The sequence below is a fragment of the Streptomyces sp. NBC_00663 genome (genome assembly GCF_036226885.1).
GTDB lineage: Bacteria > Actinomycetota > Actinomycetes > Streptomycetales > Streptomycetaceae > Streptomyces.
Genome location: NZ_CP109027.1, coordinates 8,524,981 through 8,540,630, shown reverse-complemented (window position 1 = coordinate 8,540,630; position 15,650 = coordinate 8,524,981). Strand labels below are relative to the sequence as shown.

The following is a 15,650-nucleotide window of genomic DNA, read 5'->3' as shown; positions in this document are numbered from 1 at the left end:
CTCGTGTTTCCTCAGCCCTCGATCGGCCAGTTCAGGACCTCGGAGATACCGCGGCCCATGATCCATTCAAGCTCCTCGGGCGTGAAGTCCCAGTGCTTGGTGAACTGCTCGATCGTGTCGGTGTAGGTGATGCCGTGGCCGAGCAGGCGGGTGATGTCGGTGCCGTAGAAGCAGCGCTGCGGGCCCATCTTGTCGACCATCTCGCGCACGTACTTCTGGATGTTGTTGTTCGGGAAGGGCTGGGTGGAGTAGCCGGGCAGTGCCGAGACCTTGACGTAGATGTTGGGGTGGGCGGCCAGGTCGGCGGTCTCCGCGACCCAGTAGCCGATCGCGTCGTCCACACAGCGGGCCATGATGCCCATGTGGTCGATGATGATCTTCAGCTCGGGGTGCTTGGTGGCGATCTCGCCCAGCTCCCGCTTCCAGATGGGCGCGTGGACCATCGTCGCAATGCCGAGCTCCTCGGCGATCGGCCAGTACCAGTCGTTGGTGCCGTCGATCATCCAGTTGCGGTCCTGCGGCCGGTGGAAGGTGAGCCGGGTGCCCTTGACGTGCGGGTTCTGCGCGAAGTCCTTGAGCATGGCCTTGCCCTCTTCGGGCTTGTTCTGCGGGACGCGGGCCATGATGCCGAAGCGGTCGGGGTGTGCCTCGCAGGCCTCCAGGGCGTAGTCGATGCGGTCGCCCTCCCAGGACGGCGGCAGGATCAGCGCGCGGTTCACGCCGGCCTCGTCCATCAGCTCCAGGGCCTCCTCGTACGAGAAGGGGTCCTCGCGGTGGCCGTTGAGGCGGATGCGCTCCCGGGCGCCGGGCACCCAGGGGCGGTCCGCGGACTCTTCCAGCCAGATGTGGATCTGCGTGTCGACAACGAACATCGTGGGACTCTTTCTCTTCGAAGGAGGGGTGACGCTGTGGTGCGGGTGGAACGCTAGGCGGGTTCCGAACCCCTGCGGAGCCCCTGGGAGCGCAACCACTTGTTGCGCTCAAGTGCCCTCTCAGCAGGGCACTTTCAGGTTGCGCCGCCATGGTGGAAGACCGCGTCGACGATGTGCTCCGCGATCGCCATCGAGGCCGTCGCGGCGGGCGAGGGCGCGTTGCGTACGGCGGTGATCCGGCCGGCGCCATGGATGCGGAAGTCGTCGACGAGGGTGCCGTCCCGGTCCAGCGCCTGGGCCCGTACACCCGCCCCGCCACGCACGACGTCCGTGACGCCGACGCCGGGGACGTAGAGCCCCGCGTCCTTCATGAAGGCCGCCGCGGACAGGGCGCCGCGGTACTCCTTGATGCCGGTACGCCAGTGCTGGGCCGCCATCCGCCAGGTGCCGGGGTAGGCGGCGATGCCCAGGAGGTCCTTCGGGGAGATCCTGCCGAGCGTGTAGCCCTCCCTGGCCAGGGCCAGGACGGCGTTCGGGCCGACCTCGACCGAGCCGTCGACGCGTGGCGTGAAGTGCACGCCGAGGAAGGGGTAGCGGGGGTCGGGGACCGGGTAGACGAGGCCGCGCACGAGGTGCGTCCGGTCCGGCTTGAGGAGCATGTACTCCCCGCGGAACGGGATGATCTTCGGCTCCTGCTTGTCCTGCGCGAGTTTCGCGACGGCGTCCGACTGGAGGCCCGCGCACAGGATCAGCCGGTCGACCCTGATCCGTTCCTGGCCGGAGGCGACCTCGATGCCGCCCGGGACGTTGGTGATCGAGGTGACGGCGAAGCCCAGTCGTACCTCACCGCCGGAGGCCTCGATGTCCTTGGCGAACTCCCGGGCGATCGCCTTGTAGTCGGTGATCGCGGTGCGCGGTGAGTGCAGGGCCGCGATGCCGCCGGTGTGGGGCTCGATCTCCTTGATCTCGTCCTTGGAGACCTTCCGCAGATCGGGGACGTGGTTGTTCCTCGCCCGCTCGTAGAGGTTCTCCATGCGGCCGAGTTCGTCCTCGCGGACCGCCATGACGAGCTTGCCGATCTCCTCGTACGGCAGCGCCCGTTCCTGGCAGTACTCCCGCAGCAGCGACACACCCCGTACGCACAGGTCCGCCTTCAGGCTGCCCGGCGCGTAGTAGATGCCCGCGTGCACGACGCCGGAGTTGTGGCCGGTCTGGTGGACGGCGACTTCCTGTTCCTTCTCCAGCACCACGACCCGGGTGCCGGGGCGGCGCAGGGCGATCTCCCGGGCGGTGGCCAGCCCCACGATCCCGGCGCCGACGACGCCGACGGTCTCGTCAGCCACGCGCCGCCTCCCCGAAATGGACGGCGACGGTCTTCACCCGGGTGGAGAAGCGGAGCACCTCGTCGCCCTGTTCCTTGTACGCCGTACCGGAGTCGCGGAAGCCGCCGAAGGGCAGGTGGACGTCCCAGCCTGTGGTGGTCGTGTTGACCGCGACCTGCCCGCACTCGACCTCGTCGGCGAACCGGTACGCGTTGCCCAGGTCGCGGGTGAACACGGCCGCCGCGAGCCCGAAGTCGGAGTCGTTGACCGCGTCGACGGCCGCGCTGAAGTCGTCCACCGCGCGGAGGGCGAGGACGGGCCCGAAGACCTCCTCGCGCCAGATCGCCATGTCCGGTGTGACGTCGGCCAGTACGGTCGGCCGGACGTAACAGCCGTGCGGGCGGTCGGTGTCGGCCGTGCCACCGGTGAAGAGGGTCGCCCCTTCCTCGATCGCCTTGTCGATGTCGGCGAGGACACTGTCGCGCTGCCTCGGGCTCGACAGGGGACACAGGGTCGTCGCCGGGTCGCTGCCCGGGCCGACCGTCAGCGCCTCGACCTCGGCGAGCAGCAGGCGGGCGAACTCGTCGTACACGGGACGCTCGACGACGACCCGGCTGGTGGCGGTGCAGCGCTGGCCCGCCTGCCCGAAGGAGGCGGCGACCACGGCCTTCGCGGTGGCCTCCAGATCGGCGTCCGCGAGGACCACGGACGCGTTCTTGCCGCCGAGTTCGCCCTGGAAGCGGACGTTGCGGTCGGCGAGGCGGCGGCGGATGCGGTTGCCCACGGCGTTGGAGCCGGTGAAGGTGATGCCGGTGATCCGCGGGTCGTCGAGGAGGGCTTCCTCCAGCTCGGAGGTGCGGCCCGTGACGACGTTGAGGACCCCGGCCGGCAGACCCGCGTCATGCAGGGCGCGGGCGAAGTGCAGGCCGGAGACGGGGGTTTCGCCGGCCGGCTTGAACACGGCGGCGTTGCCGGCCGCGAGCAGCGGGGCGAGCTTGCGGGCCGGGGTGATCAGCGGGTCGTTCCACGGGCTGATCACCAGGATCACGCCGAGGGGCTCGCGCTGGGTGTGCGTACGGTGGTTCGGGCGTACGTCGTGCAGCAGGGTGCCGTAGCCCTGGCGGGCCAGACCGGCGTAGTAGTCGAGGAAGTCGGCGGCCTTGAGGGTCTCACCGCGGGCCTCGGCGCGCGTCTTGCCGTTCTCGGCGGTCACGTCGGCGGCGATCTCGTCGACGCGCTCGCGGATCAGCCGGGCCGCGTCCGTGAAGACCTGCGCCCGTTCGAAGGGGCTGGTGCGCTTCCAGCGGGCGAAGGCGCGCTCCGCGTGGTCGTAGGCGCGGGTGACGTCCTTGGCGGCGAGGGCGGGGACGCGGGCGAACGGGGTGCGGACGTCGGCCGGGTCGTGGACGTCGATCCACTCGCCGGTCGTCACCCACTCGCCGCCCGACAGGGTTTCGAGAGTACGCATGCCGTTCACGACACCTCACTGGACGGTAAGGGGACCAGCCCCGGGGCGGCAGACATTGGTTGCACGCCGCGCGAGCCGCTGATCAGGGCATTCATGGTGGAATCGGCGGGCTGGACGAACTCTGAGGAGGAACCCGATGGCCTACGCAGTCATCGCCCGGTACCACTGCGCTCCCGCCGACGAGGCGACCGTGCGTGCCGCGCTGCTGAAGGTGCGCGAGCAGACCCGTGCCGAGCCCGCGAATCTGGCGTACGAGGTGCACACGGAAGCGGGCGGGACCGGAAGTTTTGTGCTGTACGAGCAGTACGCCGACCAGGCGGGCTTCGAGGCACACAAGGTGGCGAGCCACTTCAAGGAGCTGATCGTGGAGACGGTGTGGCCCCTGCTCACCGAGCGGTCGGTGACGTTCGCCGAAGTGCTGTGAAACGACATGCCGGGCAACTCCCTCGAGTTGCCCGGCATGTGTCAGAACTCGTTGCCCCAGACGTACCGGGCGAGTGTCTCGACCAGGACCAGCTTCTTGCGCTGTTCCTCGGTGGTGAGCAGGGGGCTGTTCGCCACGTCCGCGAACCCCCTCGACGGGGACAGGGCCGCGTCCTCCAGGTCCTTCAGTTCGCCCACCGCGTCGATGCGGGTCAGTACGGTGTCGAGGTCCTCCAGATCGGGCACCGTCGCGTCGACCACTCCCAGGCAGACGTCCCGGTCCTCCGGCAGGGCCCTGACCAGGGCCAGCTCGGCCTCGGTGCCCTCCAGGAGGGGCAGGATCCAGCGGTCGGCGGGGACTTCGCCGTACAGCTTCTCCAGTCGCGACCGGTCCACCTCCGCCGGGGCCGTCCAGCCGGGGCAGACGCCGATGCGTACGCCCTCGGGGCGTTCGTCGAGTCGTACCGCGAGCGCGTCGACCGCCAGGGCGTCCCCGAAGGACAGGGGGCCGAGGTCGGCGTCGAGCAGGAGCGGGTTGCTGAGCTGGATCAGGCGGACGCCCTTCGAGACCAGCAGCGCGATCTCCGTCGCGATGATCTCGGCCAGCGCCTCCCCCAACTCGCGTGCGGAGGCGACTCCGAGGCCTGGCTGGAACGTCGTGGCGGCCAGGTACGCGGGGGACGGCAGGGAGACCTTCGGGGCGATCACCGTCAGCTCGGAGAGTTTGGCGGCCCAGTCCGCCACCAGCGGGCCGTTGGCCTTGGGCAGGGACTCGGCCACCCAGCGGACCATACCGTCGGCGTTCGTCTCGTCCGTGCGGCGGAATCCTGACACTCCGTCAAGGACCGCGCTGCGGAAGTCCTCTCGCGGGAAGTCGCCGTCGGTGACGACCGTGGAGCGCAGCTTGCGCTGGAAGACCACCGCGTCCTGGACCCCCTGCTCCGCGCCGATCGTCGCGAGGTCGGCCGGACGGACCAGGCTGCCGTGGTGGTCGATGCGGTAGTTGAACGTGTCTGCCATGGTTCCTCAGCCCTTTCCGCCCGAGACGCCCCACGCGGCGAACTCCAGTTCGTAGCCGAGGGACTTGAGGACGTCCTCGGCGATCTGCTGGTCCTCGGCCGCGGTACCGCCGGCGATGCCGAGGCCGCCGATGATCTCGCCGTCCTTCTTGATGGTGACGCTGCCCTCGGTCGCCATGATCGGCATGGCGGCGCCGGGGAGTTGGGAGAGCTGGGAGAAGAAGACGGGCTGGCTCTCCTGCCACTTCTTCAGCATCGTGCCGGGGCGCTGCATGATCGCCGCGGTGTAGGCCTTGGCGCGGGCGATGTCGGGGGTGAGGGGGCGGGCGCCGTCGGGGCGGCGGATGGCGATGGGGAAGCCGCCGGCGTCGACCACGGCCACGCTCACCGCCTTGCCGATCGCCTGGGCGCGCTGATGGGCGGCGTCGAGGATCTTCTCGGCGGCGTCCAGGGTGAGGCTGGTCATGCGGAGTCCTTCGGTGCGGTGAGGGTGCGGCGCAGACGGGCGATCGCCGCGTTGTAGGGGCCGGGCGTCTCCCAGTACATGGAGTGCGGGGCGCCCTCGACGATCTCCAGGTGCGAGCCGGGCAGCAGTTCGTGGGCGCGGGTGACGGTCTTGACGCTGAGCACCGCGTCCTTCTCGCCGGCGAGGAAGGCGACCTTCACTCCGGAGGCCTGGATGTCCTCCAGGGACGGGCCGTCGGTGTCGAGGTTGCGCAGGTCCTGCATCCGGGCGACGTTGAACGTCCCCATCTGCTGGAACAGGAACGTCAGATCGGCGCGGCCGGCCTGGAACTCCTTGGTCAGCAGGCGGTCGATGACCGGGAGTTTGACGGCTTCGGCGCGGTCGGCCGCCGCCAGTTCCTTGAGTTCCGGGTGGCTGATGCCGCCCAGGGAGTGGCCGAGGACGACCGAGGAGACGCGCTCGGGGCGCAGGAGGCCGGCGCGCAGTGCGGCGACGGAGCCGATGGACTGGCCGACGAGCATCGCGTCGGTGAGGTCCTCCTGGTCCAGGACGGCGACGACGTCACCGGGGAAGTCCTGGCCGTCGAACTCCGTCATGGACGAGTCGGACTTGCCGAAGCCGCGCAGGTCGATGGTGACGACGGTGAACTCGTCGCGCAGTGCGGCGACTTGCTGCCACCAGGCGGCGTGGTGGCCGCCGCTGCCGTGCACGAAGAGGATCGCCGGACCGCTGCCGTGGCGCTCGTAGTAGATGGAGGTGCCGTCGGAGTCGGCAATAGGCATGGGGTGAACTCCCGTGGGTGCAGGCTCAGTTGGGGCGCTTGGCGTGGTAGACGAGCTCGATCATGGTGTGGTCGGGGTCGTGGATGTAGCAGAACTTGGACTGGTTCTCGGGGCGCTGGATCGGGCGGGTGTGCCGGATGCCCAGCTCCTTGAGATGTGCCAGGAAGTCGTCCCAGTCGTCGACCTCGACGGCGAAGTGATAGGGCGCCATGCGCTCCATCTCCTCCACGGGCGTGAAGTGGAGGTCGAAGTTGCCCCGGGTCATCAGCACCACACGGGTGTTGGACTTGGGCATGATCCGCTTCATCCCGAAGACCTTCGCGTACCACTCGGCGGTGCGGTCGGGGTCGGTGGTGGGGAAGTTGACGTGGTGGATGTAGCGAGGTGCTGCGGTCATTGCTGATTCCCTTCGAGGTGTACGGGGTTGGAGAGCACGCCGATGCCGCTGATCTCGACGTCCACGGTGTCGCCCGGCTCCAGCTGGCAGGTGGACTCGGCGCCCGTCCAGAGCACGTCCCCGGGATGGACGGTGACGTGCTTGGTCATCTCGACCAGGTAGTCGAAGGGGTCGAACACCATGTCGCCGGTGGGGAAGGAGGCGCGTGTCTCCCCGTTGACCCGCAGCGTCGTCGTCTGGGCGAGCGCGTCGACGTCCGTCTCGATCCAGGGGCCCATCGGCTTGAACGTGTCGCTGTTCTTGCTGCGCCAGAAGGTGCGGTCCTGGTGCTGCCAGGTGCGGGCACTGACGTCGTTGCCGATCGTCCAGCCGAAGACGGACTTGCGGGCCTCGTCGTAGCTCGCGTGGCGCAGCGTCCGGCCGATGACGGCGACGAGCTCGGGCTCGGCCTCGAACCGTCCCGTCACCTCGCGCGGTTTGACGATCGGCGAAAGGTGCCCGGTGAGCGCGTTGTTGGCGCGGTAGCCGACCTCGGGGCGGTCCGGGGTGGCGACTCCGGCGTGGGTGATGTGCCGGGGGTAGTTCATGCCGACCGCGTAGAAGACGCCGGGCACGACCGGCGGCAGCCAGACGGCCGTCGCCCGCGGCACCGTGCCGATGACGTCGGGAGCGTCCTCCAGCGGGGAGCCGGACAGGAGCTCGACGTCCGTCTCCCCCACCCGGCCCCAGACCGGCCGTCCGCCCACCGAGAGGCGTGCGTACCTCATGGCACCAGCAGGTGGGAGACGCGCTTGGTGACCAGGTAGGCGTCGAGGGCCTCGGGGCCGCCCTCACGGCCGTAGCCGCTCTCCTTGACCCCGCCGGACGGCGCCTCGTGCACGGAGCCGCCGCAGTGGTTGATCGAGAGGATGCCGGCCTCCAGCTCCGCGGAGAGCTTCTCGGCAGTGGCGGAGGAGCCGGTGAAGCCGTAGGCGGCGAGGCCGTAGGGCAGCGCGTTCGCCCGGGTGAGCACCTCGTCCAGGTCACTGAAGGGCACGATCGGGGCGACCGGCGCGAACGGCTCCTCGTGCAGCAGCTCTGCGTCCTCGGGCACGTCGATCAGGACGGTCGGCGCGAAGAAGTAGCCTGCGCGGTCGAGGGCGGCGCCGCCGGTCAGGATCCTGGCACCACGCGCGACGGCATCGGCGACGAGCCGCTCCAGCGCTTTGAGGCGGCGCTCGTTGGCCAGCGGTCCCATCTTCGTGCCCTCGGCCAGCCCGTCCCCCACGACCACCGCCTCGGCGGCCTTCACGAACTCGGCGGTGAACTCCTCGACGAGGCTCTCGTGGACGAAGAAGCGGCTCGGCGAGGTGCACACCTGGCCGGCGTTGGCGAACTTCGCCTGGGCGGCCTTGCGGGCGGCCCGCACGGGGTCGGCGTCGGCGCAGACGATCACCGGGGCATGGCCGCCGAGCTCCATCAGCGAGGGCTTCATGACCTCGCCGGCCTGGGCCGCGAGCAGCTTGCCGACCGGGACCGAGCCGGTGAAGGCGATCAGCCGGGTGACGGGTGAGGCGATGAGGTGCGCGGAGACCTCGGCGGGCTCGCCGAAGACGAGGTTGAGGACACCGGCGGGCAGGCCCGCGTCCTCGTAGCACCTGACCAGCGCGGCGGCGGTGGCGGGCGTCTCCTCGGAGCCCTTGATGATGATCGAGCAGCCTACCGAAAGGGCCGAGGAGATCTTGCGGTTGGGGCCGCCGACGGGGAAGTTCCACGGTACGAAGGCGGCGACCGGGCCGATGGGCTCGCGCCGTACGGTCAGTACGGTGCCGGGCTCCGCCGGGATGATGCGGCCGTAGGCGCGGCGGGCGTCGTCGGCGTGCCAGCGCAGGGTGTCGGCGGTGCGGCGGGCCTCGTCGGTGGACTCCGCGAGCGGCTTGCCCTGCTCCAGGGTGCTGACGCGGCCGATCTCGGGGGCGCGCTCGGCGATCAGGTCGGCGGCGGCGTGCAGGATCGCGGTACGTCGCGCGATCGGCGTGGCACGCCAGACGCGGAAACCCTCGTCGGCGGCGGCGAGCGCGCGGTCCAGGTCGGCGGTGGTGGCGAGGGGTACCTCGCCGATCACCTCCTCGGTGGCCGGGTTCACGATCGGGGCGGTACGTCCGGTGCCGCCCTGGCACCACTCGCCCGCTATGTACATGCGGACGGCGGGGTAGCCGTGGTCGGTCGTCATGGGTGGGTGCCCTCTCAAGAGGCTTCGTTGTCGCGGTTGGTGCGCAGGGCCCAGATGTGATGGGGCGGGGTGGTGGCGTGCACACGGGTCTCGTAGGAGTCGTCGACCCGGTCCATGTCGGCGGCGTACTCGACGCGGCCGCCGCTCGGGGCGTGCAGGAAGCGGAAGACGTTGGAGCCGACGGTGTGCCGACCGAGCCTGCGGGCCTCGCGCCAGCCGTGCTCGATCATGTAGTTGCCGCCCTCGATGACGTCGTCGAAGCCGGGCACCTCGTAGGCGATGTGGTTGATCCCGGCCCGGTCGGGGCGGTGGCACAGCAGCGCGGTGTGCTGGTCGTCGTCGCCGGGGGCCTGCATGAAGACGCCCATGGGTTCGACGACGTCCGTGGGCCGGAAGCCGAGGCGGTCGGTGTAGAAGGCGATGGCCTCGTCCTTGCCGGGCTTCGGGATGTTGAGGGCGACGTGGCACATCCTCAGCGGGCGGACCCGCTCGATCGGCTCCAGGGCGGTGTTCCAGCGGGTGACGCTGCCCAGGGCGTTGGCGGGGCGTGGGGTGACCGGCGCCGGTTTCGGGCGGGCCAGGGTCAGTCCGACGCCGAAGCCCGTCTCGTCGACGGTGTGGTGGACGCCGTCGGCGCTCGCGCGGACCTCGCGGTCCTTGCCGGCGGCGGCGACGAGCCGGTCCAGCTCCTCCTGGGTGTCGACGCCCCACACGACCTCGCGCAGGGTCGGCCCGTCCTCCACCGGGGGAGGCAGCAGCGGGCTCGGCCAGGCGTCGAGGAGCAGGGTCTGCCCGGTGCGGGTCTCGAACACCGCGTGATCGTCGGTCCGCTCCACCAGGAACAGTCCGAAATCGTCGTAGAACCGGACGCATTCGTCGAGGTCGGCGATGCTGTAGATGACCGATTCGATTCTCTGGATTCCCATGGATTCCTCGTTTCCGGGTCGCCTCGTGAGCGTAGGTTTCCGTACGCCCGGGCCTCAATGGCCCGAGCTTCACGAGGTGCGCAATCGTTTCTTGCAGTCGGCGCCGGATTAATGCAGGGCTGGAATGGGGTTCTGCGAGAACCAGTCGGCGAGGAAGTCCAGGAAGACGCTGACCTTGCGGGGCGTGTCCTGCCCGGGGCCGTAGATCGCGTACAGCGGGCGGTCCGGGACCGCCAGCTCCGGCAGCAGCACCTGGAGGGCGCCGGAGACGAGGTCGTCGTAGGCCGGGCGCTGCGGGAGCAGGGCGATGCCGCGGCCGTGGACGGCGGCCTTCTGCAGGGCGATGTAGGAGTTGGACGAGAACGCGATGTTACGGATCTTGTGCAGGGTGCTCGCGTGGCCGTGGCCGATGCGCCAGACCGGGTCGTTGACGTGGACCAGGCAGTCGTGGCCGGCGAGGTCGTTGGGGTGGGTGAGCGCCCCGTGCCGCTCGATGTACGCCTCCGAGGCGCACAGGACGAACGGCAGGGACGAGATCTTTTTCAGGCGGACGCTCGAATCCCGTAGATCCCGGGTGTGGAACGCGATGTCGAATCCGCTGTCCAGAAAGTCGTACGTCCGGTCCGACATACCGCCGAGTTCGAAACGCACCTGGATTTTGGGATAAGCGGCGGAGAACGCCGCTATGGCATCACCGAGATCCAGGCTGCCTATCCATTTCGGGCAGATGATGCTGAGCGTGCCCTCGGCGCGGTCGTGCGACTGCGCGATTCCCGCGTCCTCGGCCTCGATCTCGTCGAGGATGCGGGCGGCGAACTCGGCGTACCGCTGGCCCGGCTCGGTGAGGCTCACCGAGCGGGCCGTACGGTTGACCAGTCGGACGCCCACCTGCCGTTCCAGCTCGGCGACGTGCCGGGACACCAGCGAGCCGGAGGAGCCCAGCTTCTTGGCGGCTCCGCTGAAGCTGCCCACCTGTGCGACGGTGACGAAGCTGTGCATGAGGAGCAGGCGGTCCATGGGTGGCTCCTTTTACTTGGGGCAGTACTGCGGCGCTTCGTCCACGTTGTCCTTGGTGACCAAGACAAGAGGAATGTTGGCAATTTTGTCAACGGTCTTGTCCTTGTTGAGCAGGGCGATCGTGTTCTTGACCGCTGTCTGCCCGATGGCCATCGCCGAGTTCGCGACGGTCGCGGAGAACTCGCCGCTCTTCACCGCGGCGACGCCGTCCTCCGTGCCGTTGACGGTGACGATCTTCACATCCTTGGCGCCGGCCGCGTCGAAGGCCTTGCGGACCGCGAAGGCCATCTCCTCGTTGGCGACGAAGGCGTAGTCGAGGTCCGGGTGCGCCTGGATCATGTTCTCGGCGACGTCCTGGGCCTTGACCGGGTTGAACATGCCCGGCTGGTTCGCGACCACCTTCGCGGTGCTCGGCAGCGCGTCCTTGAAGCCGCCCACCAGCAGATCGGAGGCCGCACCGGGCGCACCGGCGACGATCCCGACCTTGACGTCCTTGCCGGCGGCGTCCTTCTCGACCCAGTCGGCGTCCAGCGCGCCGACCTTCTTCAGGTCGACCTTGGCGGCACCGAGTACGTCGGACATGTCGTCCGTGGCGACGGAGGTGAGGAAGACCGGGATGCCGGCGCTCTTGGCCTTGGCTATGTCGCCTTCCAGGGCATCGACGTTGACGGTCTGGACGATGAGCGCGTCCACGTTGCGGGAGATCATGTCCTCGATGTTGGACAGCTCGGTCCCGGCGTCCTGCTTGGAGTTGGCCGAGTAGAGCTTGGCGTCCTCGGCCTTGGCCGTCTGTTCCACCGACTTCAGCAGACAGGTGTGGAAGTGGGTGGCGGCGCCGTTGACGAATCCGAGGGTGACCGCGCCGTCGGCGGCGCCCGCGGCGTCGTCCTCGGTGCCGCAGCCGGAGAGCATCAGCGCGGCGGCGCCGAGGAGGGAGACCGCGGCGGCTCGGCGCCTGCGGGGAGTGCGGTTCATGGGTACGCCTTTCCTGCAACGTTGAAGAGAAGGGGCGACACGTGGGGGGAAATCAAGGGGAGTTGCGGCAGCGGGGGCTCAATGGCCCGGCGACGACTTCCGCTGGAACTCGTTGATGACGGCCGCGACGAGCAGCACGCCGCCGGTCACGACGTACTGGTAATTGCCGTCGACCTGAAGGAGGTTGAGGGCATTGGCGACCACGCCGAGGAGCACCACGCCGAGGACCGTGCCGACGATGCTGCCGTGCCCGCCCGCCAGCGAGGTGCCGCCGATGACGACCGCGGCGACGGCCGTCAACTGGGTCATCAGACCTGCCGTGTTGGGGGCGGCGGCGCCCAGCCGGGACAGCAGCATCAGACCGGCCAGGCCCGCGAGGACACCGGCGAGGGCGTACAACGCGAGTTTGCGGCCGACGACGTTGATGCCGCTGAGCCGGGCGACGTGTTCGTTGCCGCCCATGGCGTAGGCGTCGCGGCCGAAGGTGGTGAACCGCATGGACAGGCCGACGCCCGTGAGCACCAGGACGGCCACGACCGTCAGATAGGGGATGCCGAGGAGCTTGTCGTTGCCGAGGGACGTGAGCTTGTCCCCGATGGTGACGCTCATACCGTCGAGGACAAGCAGGGCGACCCCGTCGAGCAGCATGGCGGAGGCGAGGGTGGCGACGAAGGGCGCGACCCGGGTGAAGGTCACGACGAGGCCGTTGACCAGGCCTATCAGGGTCGCCAGGAGCAGGCTCACCAGGACGGCGGCGGTCGTGGACCAGCCGTCGTGCAGGAGTTGGGCCGCGACCGAGAGGGTGACGGCGGCGTTGCTGCCCATGGAGAAGTCCATGCCGCCGGCCGTCATCAGCAGGGTGAGTCCGGCCGCGATGACGGCGTTCACGCTGATCTGGCGGAGCACGTTGAGCAGGTTCTGAGAGGTGGTGAAGGAGTCGGCCTGGACGGCGGTGAACACGGCGACCAGGACCAGGACGACGACGAGTCCGCCGTGCGGGATGTGCAGCAGTGCCCGGGGGGACCTGCGGGGTGCGGTGGGTTCGACCGTGGTGTCCGGGGCGGCCGAGGGGGTCTTGAGGCTCACTTCGGCTGACCTCCGAGTGCGGTGGCGACGAGCTCGTCGCGGGTGATGGCGGTGATGTCGTGTGCGGCGACGGTGCGCCCGGCGCTGACGACGACGACCCGGTCGGCGAGGCGCATGACCTCCTCGGCGGAGGAGGAGGCGAGCAGCACGGCGACGCCTCGCGAGGCGAGTTCGTCGACGAGGGTGTGGATGTCGGCCATGGCCGCGACATCGACCCCGTTGGTGGGGTCTTCGAGGAAGCAGGCGACCGGCTCGGTCTCCAGCCACTTGCCGAGCAGCACCTTCTGCTGGTTGCCGCCGGACAGGGTGCCGACGGGCGGGTTGCCGGTGAGGGCGACCACACCGTAGCTGCCGCGCAACGGGGCGGCCCGGCGGGCGAGTTCGCCACGACGGTGGAGTCGGCGCCCGGCGAAGCGGTCACCGGCCAGCATCAGGTTCTCGTCGACCGTCATGCCCTGGACCAGGCCGAGGGTGCGACGGTCACCGGTGACACAGCGCAGCCCGCTGGCGAGCGAGGCCGGCACCCGCCCGAAGGGCACGGCCCGCCCGTCGACCCGCAGTTCACCGGCGTCGGGGCGCTGGCGTCCCGACAGCAGGTCGAACAGCCGCGACTGGGCGTCGCCCGCGGGCCCGAGGACGGCGACGATCTCGCCCTTGCGGACGTCGACGGTGAAGTCCTCGATGGCCCGGCCATGGCTCAGCCCACGGACGGTGAGGCCGCTCTCCGGCTTCGGAGCGGGCCGCTCCGGACGCCGCGAGACGACGTCGCGCCCGACCATGCTGCGCACCAGTGAAGCGGGGTCCATCTCGGCGGCCGGGGCGCTGGTCACCACCGCGCCGTCGCGCAGCACGGTGAGCCGATCGGCGACCGCCATGACCTCGTCGATGTAGTGCGAGATGTAGACGACGGCGACCCCGTCGTCCCGCAGCGTCCGCACCAACTCCCGTATCCGGTCGGCGTCCTTGGCGCTCAGACAGGCAGTCGGCTCGTCGAGGATGAGGATGCGTCCGCCGCGGCGGACCTCACGGGCCACCTCGACCATGGTCTGCTCGGCGACGGTGAGGGTGCCGGCGACACGCTCCACGTCGATGTCGATGCCGAGCCCGGACAGGGCGGCGCGAGCGCCGTCCTTCACCGCCTTCCAGTGGACGGTACGGCCCCGGGTGGGCAGGTCGCCGAGCAGGACGTTCTCGGCGACGGTCAGCCCCATGGCCAGCTCGCGGCGCTGCGGGACGCAGGCGATGCCGAGCTTGCGCGCCTTGCGGACGGTGAGCGCGGAGTACCGCTCGCCGCCGACCTCGATCGTGCCGCCGTCGGCCGGGTGGGCGCCGGAGAGGATCTGCACCAGGGTCGACTTGCCGGCGCCGTTCATGCCCATCAGGGCGTGGATCTCACCGGGGTACAGGTCGAGGTCGACTCCTTTGAGGGCGGCGGCCCCGCCGAAGCTCTTGGTGACACCCCGGACGCGGAGTACCGCAGTCACGGCCGGTCACCCTCGGGGGCCACGCGTCCGTAGCCGCGGACGTCGGGGAACGGGGGCTCCTTGTCGGCCTGGAGGTCCACCTGGAAGGTGTTCAGACACATGCCGAGCATCGTGAAGTTGCCGAGCGCGCCGATGGCGTCCACGAGCCCCTTGGAGCCGAAGTACTCAAGCGCCCGGGCGAAGGTCTCGTCGCTGACGAAGTGCTCTTCGAGCACTTCCCGGCAGAACTGGTAGAACGCCTGGTCGGCCTCGCTGTCGAGGACCGCTTCGCGCTTCTCCGCGATGGCCTTGACGGCGGACTCCGGGATGCCGGCCTCGATCGCCTGGTGGACGTGCGCGTTCCAGGAGTACTGGGCGTCCCAGTTGCGGGCGGCCATCAGCAGCGTCAGCTCGCGCAGATGCTTGGGCAGGCTGCAATCGAACCGGGCGAACGCGCCGAGCGACTCGGCCCGCTCGCACATCTCCGGGCTGTGCAGCCAGACCCGGAACGGCCCACGGACGGCACCTCGGCGGCCGGCGATGCGCGCGGCCAGCTCCTGCTGCCGCTGGTCCATTTCCTCTTGGCTGAGAACGGGGAGCCTCATGTGGCCGATACCTGCCTTTTCTTTCCGGCGCGTTTCCGGCACGGATCCGAAAGCCGTGCGATGCGAGCCGACCGTACAGCCGGGTTCGCGAAGCTCACCCCTCCCGAAACGCAAGGTAAAGGTGCACGCCAGAGGGCACCGGTCGGAGCGCGCGCGACCTAACGTCGGTCGACACAGCACCGTGATGTGGAGAGGAACTCCGGATGACCACGATCATCAAGGCCGCGTCGGTACCCCTGCTCGACCGGGGCGGGGCCGTGGTGACGACACCGCTGATCACCACGCCCTCGGCCGACGGGGAGAACCTGATCACCAGCGGGATGAGCGTGTATCCGGTCGGCTCCGGGGCGCCGCTGCACTCGCACAACTGCGACGAGCACGTGACGATCCTCGACGGCGAGGCGGAGGTGTGGGTCGACGGCGAGGTGACGAAGCTGGAGCGCTTCGACACCACGTACATCCCCTCCCCCGTCCCTCACCTGTTCCGCAACGTCGGGGACACCCCGCTGCGCATCCTGTGGGTGTACTCCTCGGGCCACGTCACCCGGACGTTCACCGAGACGGGCAAGACGGTGGAACACCTGTCGGCCGAGGACCAGATGGGCAAGGACTGACGG

17 protein-coding genes are annotated in these 15,650 nt (G+C 69.7%); 2 read left to right on the top strand and 15 right to left on the bottom strand.

The features are described from left to right. Nucleotides 1-11: 11 nt before the first annotated feature. The 3 genes from OG866_RS38815 to OG866_RS38805 form a co-directional block, all read right to left on the bottom strand. On the bottom strand, nt 12-872 hold the full coding sequence (locus tag OG866_RS38815) for an amidohydrolase family protein (protein ID WP_329342096.1): 861 nt from the start codon (nt 870-872) through the stop codon (nt 12-14). 134 nt (nt 873-1,006) lie between these two features. Beyond that, nucleotides 1,007-2,215 carry an L-2-hydroxyglutarate oxidase gene (gene lhgO / locus OG866_RS38810; protein ID WP_329342093.1) on the bottom strand — a complete coding sequence of 403 codons (1,209 nt, stop codon included), beginning with the start codon at nt 2,213-2,215 and terminating at the stop codon, nt 1,007-1,009. After that, a complete protein-coding gene (locus OG866_RS38805) occupies nt 2,208-3,662 on the bottom strand; it encodes an aldehyde dehydrogenase family protein (RefSeq protein ID WP_329342092.1) in 1,455 nt (484 codons plus the stop codon). Before OG866_RS38805 ends, lhgO begins: the two co-directional genes overlap by 8 nt. 136 nt (nt 3,663-3,798) lie before the next feature. On the opposite strand from OG866_RS38805, the gene OG866_RS38800 reads away from it, so the two are divergent. Beyond that, entirely contained in the window at nt 3,799-4,086 is a 288-nt protein-coding gene (locus OG866_RS38800) for a putative quinol monooxygenase (RefSeq protein WP_329342090.1), read from the top strand. Between the two features lie 41 nt (nt 4,087-4,127). Here the strand turns inward: OG866_RS38800 and OG866_RS38795 are convergent, their stop codons facing one another. The 12 genes from OG866_RS38795 to OG866_RS38740 all read right to left on the bottom strand — a co-directional run bounded on the left by OG866_RS38795 (nt 4,128) and on the right by OG866_RS38740 (nt 15,003). Beyond that, nucleotides 4,128-5,105 (bottom strand): methionine synthase II (cobalamin-independent)-like protein, encoded by a 978-nt coding sequence (locus OG866_RS38795; protein WP_329342088.1) that lies wholly within the window; start codon nt 5,103-5,105, stop codon nt 4,128-4,130. Nucleotides 5,106-5,111: 6 nt separating this feature from the next. Further along, complete coding sequence (locus OG866_RS38790; RefSeq protein WP_329342087.1) at nt 5,112-5,570, bottom strand: GlcG/HbpS family heme-binding protein; 459 nt, start codon at nt 5,568-5,570, stop codon at nt 5,112-5,114. After that, on the bottom strand, nt 5,567-6,352 hold the full coding sequence (locus OG866_RS38785; protein WP_329342085.1) for an alpha/beta fold hydrolase: 786 nt from the start codon (nt 6,350-6,352) through the stop codon (nt 5,567-5,569). The genes OG866_RS38790 and OG866_RS38785 overlap by 4 nt, the downstream gene beginning before the upstream one ends. Before the next feature lie 25 nt (nt 6,353-6,377). Continuing rightward, nucleotides 6,378-6,749, bottom strand: coding sequence for a VOC family protein (locus OG866_RS38780; RefSeq protein WP_329342084.1), 372 nt, complete (start codon nt 6,747-6,749; stop codon nt 6,378-6,380). Then, nucleotides 6,746-7,516: a fumarylacetoacetate hydrolase family protein gene (locus OG866_RS38775; RefSeq protein WP_329342083.1), complete on the bottom strand. Its 771-nt coding sequence runs from the start codon at nt 7,514-7,516 to the stop codon at nt 6,746-6,748. The genes OG866_RS38780 and OG866_RS38775 overlap by 4 nt, the downstream gene beginning before the upstream one ends. Beyond that, nucleotides 7,513-8,961 (bottom strand): NAD-dependent succinate-semialdehyde dehydrogenase, encoded by a 1,449-nt coding sequence (locus OG866_RS38770; RefSeq protein ID WP_329342082.1) that lies wholly within the window; start codon nt 8,959-8,961, stop codon nt 7,513-7,515. Before OG866_RS38770 ends, OG866_RS38775 begins: the two co-directional genes overlap by 4 nt. 14 nt (nt 8,962-8,975) lie before the next feature. Then, complete coding sequence (locus OG866_RS38765; protein ID WP_329342081.1) at nt 8,976-9,887, bottom strand: VOC family protein; 912 nt, start codon at nt 9,885-9,887, stop codon at nt 8,976-8,978. Nucleotides 9,888-9,995: 108 nt separating this feature from the next. Continuing rightward, nucleotides 9,996-10,904: a LysR family transcriptional regulator gene (locus OG866_RS38760; RefSeq protein WP_329342079.1), complete on the bottom strand. Its 909-nt coding sequence runs from the start codon at nt 10,902-10,904 to the stop codon at nt 9,996-9,998. A gap of 12 nt (nt 10,905-10,916) precedes the next feature. Further along, the gene (locus OG866_RS38755) at nt 10,917-11,879 is read right to left on the bottom strand and encodes a sugar ABC transporter substrate-binding protein (protein ID WP_329342077.1); all 963 of its coding nucleotides are present in this window, start codon (nt 11,877-11,879) and stop codon (nt 10,917-10,919) included. Between the two features lie 78 nt (nt 11,880-11,957). Then, a complete protein-coding gene (locus OG866_RS38750; protein ID WP_329342076.1) occupies nt 11,958-12,965 on the bottom strand; it encodes an ABC transporter permease in 1,008 nt (335 codons plus the stop codon). Further along, complete coding sequence (locus OG866_RS38745; protein WP_329342075.1) at nt 12,962-14,449, bottom strand: sugar ABC transporter ATP-binding protein; 1,488 nt, start codon at nt 14,447-14,449, stop codon at nt 12,962-12,964. Before OG866_RS38745 ends, OG866_RS38750 begins: the two co-directional genes overlap by 4 nt. After that, nucleotides 14,446-15,003 carry a carboxymuconolactone decarboxylase family protein gene (locus tag OG866_RS38740; protein ID WP_329342073.1) on the bottom strand — a complete coding sequence of 186 codons (558 nt, stop codon included), beginning with the start codon at nt 15,001-15,003 and terminating at the stop codon, nt 14,446-14,448. The genes OG866_RS38745 and OG866_RS38740 overlap by 4 nt, the downstream gene beginning before the upstream one ends. A gap of 233 nt (nt 15,004-15,236) precedes the next feature. Between OG866_RS38740 and OG866_RS38735 the strand changes: the two genes are divergently transcribed. Further along, entirely contained in the window at nt 15,237-15,647 is a 411-nt protein-coding gene (locus OG866_RS38735) for a cupin domain-containing protein (protein ID WP_329342071.1), read from the top strand. Nucleotides 15,648-15,650: the final 3 nt, after the last annotated feature.

What these genes read in the sequence shown, in the direction of transcription:
- OG866_RS38790 (WP_329342087.1), bottom strand. Translation starts at nt 5,570, where the DNA reads ATGACCAGCCTCACCCTGGACGCCGCCGAGAAGATCCTCGACGCCGCC.
- OG866_RS38800 (WP_329342090.1), top strand. Translation starts at nt 3,799, where the DNA reads ATGGCCTACGCAGTCATCGCCCGGTACCACTGCGCTCCCGCCGACGAG.
- OG866_RS38740 (WP_329342073.1), bottom strand. Translation starts at nt 15,003, where the DNA reads ATGGACCAGCGGCAGCAGGAGCTGGCCGCGCGCATCGCCGGCCGCCGA.
- OG866_RS38760 (WP_329342079.1), bottom strand. Translation starts at nt 10,904, where the DNA reads ATGGACCGCCTGCTCCTCATGCACAGCTTCGTCACCGTCGCACAGGTG.
- OG866_RS38805 (WP_329342092.1), bottom strand. Translation starts at nt 3,662, where the DNA reads ATGCGTACTCTCGAAACCCTGTCGGGCGGCGAGTGGGTGACGACCGGC.
- OG866_RS38775 (WP_329342083.1), bottom strand. Translation starts at nt 7,516, where the DNA reads ATGAGGTACGCACGCCTCTCGGTGGGCGGACGGCCGGTCTGGGGCCGG.
- OG866_RS38795 (WP_329342088.1), bottom strand. Translation starts at nt 5,105, where the DNA reads ATGGCAGACACGTTCAACTACCGCATCGACCACCACGGCAGCCTGGTC.
- OG866_RS38785 (WP_329342085.1), bottom strand. Translation starts at nt 6,352, where the DNA reads ATGCCTATTGCCGACTCCGACGGCACCTCCATCTACTACGAGCGCCAC.
- OG866_RS38765 (WP_329342081.1), bottom strand. Translation starts at nt 9,887, where the DNA reads ATGGGAATCCAGAGAATCGAATCGGTCATCTACAGCATCGCCGACCTC.
- OG866_RS38780 (WP_329342084.1), bottom strand. Translation starts at nt 6,749, where the DNA reads ATGACCGCAGCACCTCGCTACATCCACCACGTCAACTTCCCCACCACC.
- OG866_RS38770 (WP_329342082.1), bottom strand. Translation starts at nt 8,961, where the DNA reads ATGACGACCGACCACGGCTACCCCGCCGTCCGCATGTACATAGCGGGC.
- OG866_RS38815 (WP_329342096.1), bottom strand. Translation starts at nt 872, where the DNA reads ATGTTCGTTGTCGACACGCAGATCCACATCTGGCTGGAAGAGTCCGCG.
- OG866_RS38755 (WP_329342077.1), bottom strand. Translation starts at nt 11,879, where the DNA reads ATGAACCGCACTCCCCGCAGGCGCCGAGCCGCCGCGGTCTCCCTCCTC.
- OG866_RS38735 (WP_329342071.1), top strand. Translation starts at nt 15,237, where the DNA reads ATGACCACGATCATCAAGGCCGCGTCGGTACCCCTGCTCGACCGGGGC.